Annotated in this window: 6 protein-coding genes; 3 read left to right on the plus strand and 3 right to left on the minus strand. The window is 65.8% G+C overall.

The window, feature by feature from the left end:
• Nucleotides 1–381 precede the first annotated feature (381 nt).
• Both ACEN88_RS20615 and ACEN88_RS20620 read left to right on the plus strand, forming a co-directional pair.
• Nucleotides 382–1626 (plus strand): dienelactone hydrolase family protein, encoded by a 1245-nt coding sequence (locus ACEN88_RS20615; RefSeq protein ID WP_413342541.1) that lies wholly within the window; start codon nucleotides 382–384, stop codon nucleotides 1624–1626.
• 160 nt (nucleotides 1627–1786) lie between these two features.
• Complete coding sequence (locus tag ACEN88_RS20620) at nucleotides 1787–2983, plus strand: esterase/lipase family protein (RefSeq protein WP_413342542.1); 1197 nt, start codon at nucleotides 1787–1789, stop codon at nucleotides 2981–2983.
• Here the strand turns inward: ACEN88_RS20620 and ACEN88_RS20625 are convergent, their stop codons facing one another.
• The 3 genes from ACEN88_RS20625 to ACEN88_RS20635 all read right to left on the minus strand — a co-directional run bounded on the left by ACEN88_RS20625 (nucleotide 2984) and on the right by ACEN88_RS20635 (nucleotide 6801).
• On the minus strand, nucleotides 2984–4888 hold the full coding sequence (locus ACEN88_RS20625; RefSeq protein ID WP_413342543.1) for a PAS domain S-box protein: 1905 nt from the start codon (nucleotides 4886–4888) through the stop codon (nucleotides 2984–2986).
• A 181-nt stretch (nucleotides 4889–5069) separates the two neighbouring features.
• Nucleotides 5070–5921, minus strand: coding sequence for a helix-turn-helix domain-containing protein (locus ACEN88_RS20630; protein ID WP_413342544.1), 852 nt, complete (start codon nucleotides 5919–5921; stop codon nucleotides 5070–5072).
• 31 nt (nucleotides 5922–5952) lie between these two features.
• Nucleotides 5953–6801: an alpha/beta fold hydrolase gene (locus ACEN88_RS20635; protein ID WP_413342545.1), complete on the minus strand. Its 849-nt coding sequence runs from the start codon at nucleotides 6799–6801 to the stop codon at nucleotides 5953–5955.
• Nucleotides 6802–7056: 255 nt separating this feature from the next.
• Between ACEN88_RS20635 and ACEN88_RS20640 the strand changes: the two genes are divergently transcribed.
• Nucleotides 7057–7273: hypothetical protein (locus tag ACEN88_RS20640; RefSeq protein ID WP_413342546.1), on the plus strand; the 217-nt coding region annotated here is incomplete at its 3' end.

Raw genomic sequence — 7273 nt, forward strand, 5'->3', positions numbered from 1 at the left:
TTCCCGCTGCGACGGCGGTTCGGGGCTGTCCGCCACGGCCGTCAGCGCGTTCCAGCCGGCCATCGTCAGCCCGTTCGCCTTCAGGTGGCGTTCGAGCGCGAGGCGCCAGGCGCGCGCGCTGCCTTGCAGCGCTTGCAGAAAACGGTCGTCGGGGTCGTCGGGGTCGTCGGTATTCATGTCAGTTAAACATGGGTATCCCAATCGTTGGCCATCCAGATTATCTGCCTGTTATGGCAAATGTGGCCACACGTGAAGATTTAGTTCGAGATTTGGTTAATTGGACATTGCTCTGAGAAATCACCGTGCTTAGAATCAATTCATTCCGCGAGGCAATCAGTTCTCGGGGAAAAGTGCAAACCCGGTGTCGCTCCAGAGTCTTCCATGCTTAAAGTCCGCCCTTCCGTTCGCAAACTGACGTCCGCCTTCATTGCCGCCCTGGCCCTGCTGCCGGGTCTCGCCATCGAACAAGAGCTTCAGCTCGACTATCGGATCAACGAGCACATCGTCCTGATCCCGGCCGGCCAGGACCATCAGGCCCGCCTGGAAACGACCGTGTTCCAGCCGAACGGCCCAGGGCCCTTCCCGCTCATCATCGTCAACCACGGCAAGGATCCGGGTCACCCGAACCTGCAGCCGCGCGACCGCTTCTACCACATGGCCCACGCCTTCGTGGAACGCGGCTATGCCGTGATGGTGCCGATGCGCCAGGGCTTCGCCAACTCGACGGGCTATTACCGCGACCATGGCTGCGACATGACGGCCAACGGCTACACCCAGGCCGAGGACATCAAGGACACCCTCGAATACGCGCGTGCGCAGAAGTGGGTCGACGCGGACCATATCGTTGTCGCCGGCCAGTCGTACGGCGGCCTCGCGACGATGGCGCTCGGCACCGAGGACCTGCCGGGCGTGCGCGGCCTGATCAACTTCGCGGGCGGCCTGCGCGACGACAGCAACGGCTGCGGCTGGCGCTCGGCCCTCGTGTCGGCCTTCGCCGAGTACGGGTCGCAGAACAAGCTGCCGAGCCTGTGGATGTACGGCCAGAACGATTCGCTGTTCTCGCCGGAACTCGTGGCGCGCATGCACGACGCGTTCGAACAGGCCGGCGGCCGCGCCCAGCTCGTCGAGTACGCCCCGTTCAAGCGAGATTCGCATGGAATGCTGGCCAGCCGCGACGGCCAAAAGGTATGGCTGGCCGACACGATGCACTTCCTGCAGCAGATCGGCATGCCGACCAGGGTCGTGTACAAGGTGCCGGAACCGCCGCAGCCGCAGGCGACGAACTTCGCCGGTATCGAGGACATCGAGGCCGTGCCGTTCCTGTCCGAGAACGGCAAGCGCGCCTACCGCGAATACCTGACCAAGATGACGCCGCGCGCGTTTGCCGTGTCGCCCAGCGGCGCCTGGTGCTGGGCCGAGGAAGGCGAGGATCCGGAAGCCCGCGCCCTGGCCACCTGCTCGGCCAAGAGCGACAAGCCGTGCCGCCTGTATTCGGTGGACGAGCACGTCGTGTGGAACCCGGACCTGGCCGAGAAGGCTGCCGTCACGGCATCCAATGCGCCGGCCCCGGCCACGCCGGGCGATGGCGCGGTGGGCAATGCGGCGGGCATGACGGCGGCGAACTAACCTCGCGTTGCACAATGTGCGGCGGTATAGTGCGCACAAGCCACACCGACGCCATTTTGTTGCATTGCAGCAGCCGTTTCGTCGTCCCGGTCGAGGCAGCGCAAACTCTGTGCCGCATATCAAACCGACAATGGGCTCGCCACGTCCAATGGAGAGTCACATGTTGCGACTGACGAAGTCCTGCGCCTGCGCGCTGCTGGCGCTTGCCGCCTTGCTGGGCACGCCCGCGCGCGCCACCAACAACGATCCCGTCGTGCTCGTGCACGGCGTCCTCGGCTTCGGGCCGGAATCGCATCCGCTCGGCAGCTTCCTGTACTGGGGCGGCTACGGCAACATCGCCGCGCACCTGACCGTCTACCACGGCCCGCACACCGTCTTCACGGCCCAGGTGGGCGCGATCGCGTCGAACTGGGACCGCGCCGCCGAGCTGTATGCCCAGATCAAGGGTGGCTGCGTCGACTATGGCGCCCACCACGTGGCGCGCTACGGCTATCCCGGCCAGGCACAGAAGCCGGCCGGCAAATGCTGGGCCGCGGACCCCGCCAACAATCCGGAAAACTACCCGCTCGCGTTCTACCCGCAATGGGATGCCGCGCACCCGGTCCACATGATCGGCCACAGCCAGGGCGGCACGACGATCCGCGCCCTGGTCCAGTTGCTGGAACACGGCTCGCCCGACGGCGACGAGGGCGGCGGCGAACTTTATAAAGGCGGCAAGGTCGGCTGGATCAGGAGCGTCGTGACGATCTCCGCGCCGCACGACGGCACCACGTTGCGCGATGCCGTAGTGGACGTGCTGCCGAACCTGCGCAGTCCATTGCGCGACATCCTCGACAACGAACTGGCCCACTGGGAACTGGCGCCGGACGGCGCGCGCGAATTCAACCGCTGGGCGCTGACGTCGCCGTCGGTCTATTATTTTTCGGTGGGGACGCTGGCGACGGAAGCCGGCGCCTGGTGCTGCAACGGCACGGACCGCGTGCTCGCGCCCGTACAGAACGTCCAGTTCCAGTATCCGCGCGCGGACATGATCCCGTACTTCAAGCTGTTCGCCGGCGAATGGATCGTCGGCTCGCTGGCCCAGCCGGGCATGGGCTCGTACACACAGAACGCGCCGGGCCGCGTGCGCATCGACAGCGCATGGTTTCCGAACGATGGCGTGGTCAACACGGTGAGCATGCGCGCGCCGAGCGGCCATCCGGTGCGCGACTACGACGGCAAGGCCGTCAAGGGGACGTGGAATTTCCTCGGCAATTACCGCGGCTACGACCATTTCGATATCTTGAACTGGCCGAATAACGGGCCGTCGGCCGACCCGATCTACGAGCGGATCAGCGACATCATCTTCGGCTTGTAATCACATCGCAGACCGCAAGGTCCGCGCCAGGTCCGACAGCCGATACGGCTTGTTGACGAACGCGAACTCGTTGAGGTCGACGCCATGCCGCTGCTTGAGGGCCGGCAGCGGATAGCCGGACGCGAGCATGATCTTGGTGGCCGGATAATGCTCGCGCGTGTAGCTGGCCAGCTCGATGCCGTTCATGCCGTTTGGCATCACGACGTCGGTGAACAGGATGTCGATGTCGCGCTGTTCCATCACGTCGATCGCTTCCTGCCCGCTGGCGGCCGTGACGACCTCGTAGCCCATGCTCGTGAACAGCGACGCGGCCACGTCCATCAGGTCCGGCTCGTCCTCGACGATGAGGACGCGCTCCGTGTGCTCGGCCTGTGCCTCCTCGGCGGGATTGACGACGGCCGGCAGGTAGATCGCGATCGTCGTGCCTTCGCCCGGCATGCTGTCGATGGCAACCTCGCCGCCCGACTGCTTGATGAAGCCGTAGACCTGCGACAGGCCCAGGCCCGTGCCCTTACCCACTTCCTTCGTCGTGAAGAAGGGTTCGAAGGCGCGCGCCACGACGTCCGGCGGCATGCCGGTGCCCGTGTCGCTGACGGTCACACGCACGTATTCGCCCGGCGCGAGGCCGGCCGGATGCTGGCCGTCCGCCACGATATTGCCCGTCGCGATGACGAGGCGGCCGCCCTCCGGCATCGCGTCGCGCGCGTTGACGACGAGATTCAGCAGCGCCGACTCGAAGCGGGCGCTGTCGATCAGCGCATTGTGGGCCTTGCGATCGAGGTCGATCACGAAATCGATGGACGGATTGCCGGCGCGGCGCAGCACGGTCTCGAAGCCGCGAATGACGGCATTGAGGTTGCGCGTTTCCGCCTGCAGCGGCTGCTGGCGCGCGAACGCGAGCAGTTGCTGCGTCAGGCGCGCGCCGCGGTCGATCGCGCGCCGCATCGATTCCAGCGTGCGCGCATCGCCCTCGCCCCGCTGCAGGTTCAGCACCTCGATGCCGCTGGACAGCACCGACAACAGGTTGTTGAAATCGTGCGCGACGCCGCCCGTGAGCTGGCCGATGGATTCCATCTTCTGCGCCTGGTACAACGCGATGCTGGCCTTTTCCAGCGCCTCGTCGGCCTTCTTCTTTTCCGTCAGGTCGCGCGTGATCTTGGCGAAGCCGAGCAGTTCGCCGTCGTCGTCGCGGACGGCGTCGAGCACGGCATGGGCCCAGAACCGCGAGCCGTCCTTGCGCACGCGCCAGCCCTCGGACTCGTAGCGGCCCGCCGCGGCGGCCGTGTCCAGCGCGCGCTTCGGGATGCCCGCGGCCTGGTCCTCCGGCGTATAGAAGCGCGAGAAATGGCTGCCGACGATCTCTTCCTGGCGATAACCCTTGATGCGCTCGGCGCCCGGGTTCCAGTTGGTGACGGTGCCTTCCGGCGACAGCATGAACAGCGCATAGTCAGTGACACCGTTCACGAGCAGGCGGAAGCGCTGCTCGCTTTCCCGCAGCGCATCCTCGGCGCGCTTGCGCTCGGTGACGTCGCGCGTCACCTTCGCGAAGCCGAGCAGGACGCCTTCCTCGTTGTAGATCGGATCGATCACCACGTGCGCCCAGAACCGCGAGCCGTCCTTGCGCACGCGCCAGCCCTCGGCCTCGTACTTGCCCTCCGCGAGCGCGATCGCCAGCGCCCGCGCGGGCTTCCCCGCTTCGCGGTCCTCCGGCGTGTAGAAGCGCGAGAAGTGCTCGCCCAGGATCTCTTGCGCAACATAGCCCTTGAACCGGTTGGCGCCGGCATTCCAGCTGCTGACGTAACCGTTCGGATCGAGCATGTAGATGGCGTAGTCGCTGATCCCGGAGATCAGGTACTGGTAGCGCCGCTCGTCGGGCCAGGATTGCGTGGGGGTCAGGTCGTTCATTTACTACGGCTGAATGCGCTCGGAATAGGGTCAAAACCGGGTCATCATACACCGCAGGAAAAAGCCTTGCGCGCGTTGCGATTAACGAATTTCACATTGTCAATTTTAGGATTTTATTGGGCAAGAAAACTTGCATTGACGATGCATCTTCACCAAAAATCACCGGAATTGATGAGTGTTATTACACCGCAAAATTTTCGCGGAACCATGCCGCCGTCGTACCGTCGGCCGGAAAAAACGATTCCAGCCGCAACTCGTGCACAGTGACGTCGTGCGGCGTGCCGAGCGTCGTGATCGTCGTGAACAGGTTCAGTTCCACACCCTCGTGGGCGATCGTCAGCGGCAGGAACGGCAGCGCGCGCCGGTCGAGGTTCGGCACGTGGCCGTCGGACAGTCCCGCCATCCCGGGCAACGCGGACAGTTCGGCCAGCAGCGCCGTCGCCTCGCTGCCCGGCCCGTCCGCCATCGCTTCCCGCTGGATCCACAACAGGCTGTCCGCGCACACGGCCTCCCAGTTGACGAGGCGCGGCCGCAGCCCGTTCGGGTCGAGCATCAGGCGCAGCACGTTGATGGAGCCGTCGCGCGGGATGGCCGCGTCCGGCGGCAGGCCCAGCAGCCACTTCATGAAGCCGGCGGCGGGCTCGTTGAACATCACGAGATTCCACAGCCGGTCCACGACGAGGGCCGGAAACGGCGCCTGCTGGCGCAGCATGAAGTCGAGCGCCTGCATCACGGACAACAGTTCCGGATCGGACAGGTTGCGCTCCTGGTAGGCGGGCGCGAAACCGGCGGCGAGCAGCATCGCGTTTCTCTGGCGCAATGGCACGTCGAGCACGATGCCGAGTTTCAGGACCAGGTCGCGGCTCGGCTGCGCCCGTCCGCTCTCCAGGAAACTCAGGTGCCGCTGCGAGACGCCGCCATCCACGGCAAGACGCAGCTGGCTGTAGCCGCGCCGCGTGCGCCAGTAGCGCAGCGCCGAGCCGAAGTCGCTGAAGTAGCCGTCGCCGCGCGCGTCCGCGTGTCCATCCTGCATCGTGATCCCCTGTTGATGTAAAAGCGTCAATTTAGACCTCCGCACGGATGAACTCAAGCAACTCGCCATTGACCTGCTCCACGTGCGTGAGGAACATGCCGTGCGCGGCGTCTTCGTGGACGACGAGGCGGCAGTCCGGCACGAGGGCGGCGGTGCGGCGCGCGGTCAGCTCCAGCGGCGCGGAGACGTCGAGTGCACCGGCGATCAGGAGCACGGGCACGTCGACGGCTTCCAGCTCCGCCTCCATGCTTGACGCCTCCACGCAGAGGTGGCAATCGTGCAGCGCCTGGAGCGAGCATTGCAGGGCCATCTGCGCGAGCCAGTCGCGCATGCGCGGGCCGGCGCCGGGCACGAACGGCTCGACGTTCTCCTCGATCCAGCGCGGGAAGTCGTGCAGCAGCTGCGTGCTGCGGAACTGTTGCAGCAGCGCGGGGTCGACCCCGTGCGGATTCGATGCGGACAGTGTGATGCCCGGCGTCATCGGCCCGAGCAGCGCGACCTGCGTCACCCGCGCGCTGCCGTGGCGCGTGAGGTAGCGGACGATCTCGTTGCAGCCCATCGAATGCCCGACCAGCACGACGTCGCGCAGGTCGAGGGCTTCGATGACGGCCGCGATGTCGTCGGCGAGCGTGTCGAGGTCGTAGCCGCCGCCCGGGTCGGACGAGCGGCCGTGGCCGCGCCGGTCGAAGGCGATGCAGCGCAGGCCCTGGCGGCACAACACCATCATCTGGTAGCCCCAGGAATCGGAGCACATCGACCAGCCGGCCACGAACAGCACGGGCCGGCCGCGGCCCCAGTCGCGGTAGTACAGGTTGACGTCGCCCGCGATGATGGTGTTCGGGGCGGCGGTGTAGGCGCGGGTGTGTCGCTGCAGGGTCATGATGGTCTCCTTCGGTGGTTGACGTTGGAGCCAGTGTGCCCGGCGGCGTGCGGCGCGGCGATTACCTCCCAGGTAATGACGGCTGTCGTCGAATTTCCCATTTCTACGGCGACAAGGCCATCAACACACCCGCGCAATTCGCCGGATTCGCGCGAATCGATGAGGTATCGTTGTATGAACGCCGGACGGACGCCCAGCTTTTCAATGTAAAATGCTGCACTTGCAACCCGACGTTTCCGACGCCGTTGACCACCCATGACCCAGGCCGCCACCGTACCCGTCCTCGACCTGTCGACCTGCGACAAGGAACCGATCCGCACGCCCGGCAGCATCCAGCCGCACGGTTTCCTGCTGACGCTCGCGCCCGACCTGGCCGTGCTGCAGGCCAGCGCCAACCTGGGCGTCCGTCCGGCGTTCATACAACGATACCTCATCGATTCGCGCGAATCCGGCGAATTGCGCGGGTGTGTTG

The sequence above is a fragment of the Massilia sp. CT11-108 genome (assembly GCF_047302915.1).
GTDB lineage: Bacteria > Pseudomonadota > Gammaproteobacteria > Burkholderiales > Burkholderiaceae_D > Telluria > Telluria orientalis.

Excerpts from the sequence above, each read along its gene's own strand:
- ACEN88_RS20615 (WP_413342541.1), top strand. The coding sequence starts at position 382 with ATGCTTAAAGTCCGCCCTTCCGTTCGCAAACTGACGTCCGCCTTCATT.
- ACEN88_RS20620 (WP_413342542.1), top strand. The coding sequence starts at position 1,787 with ATGTTGCGACTGACGAAGTCCTGCGCCTGCGCGCTGCTGGCGCTTGCC.
- ACEN88_RS20625 (WP_413342543.1), bottom strand. The coding sequence starts at position 4,888 with ATGAACGACCTGACCCCCACGCAATCCTGGCCCGACGAGCGGCGCTAC.
- ACEN88_RS20630 (WP_413342544.1), bottom strand. The coding sequence starts at position 5,921 with ATGCAGGATGGACACGCGGACGCGCGCGGCGACGGCTACTTCAGCGAC.
- ACEN88_RS20635 (WP_413342545.1), bottom strand. The coding sequence starts at position 6,801 with ATGACCCTGCAGCGACACACCCGCGCCTACACCGCCGCCCCGAACACC.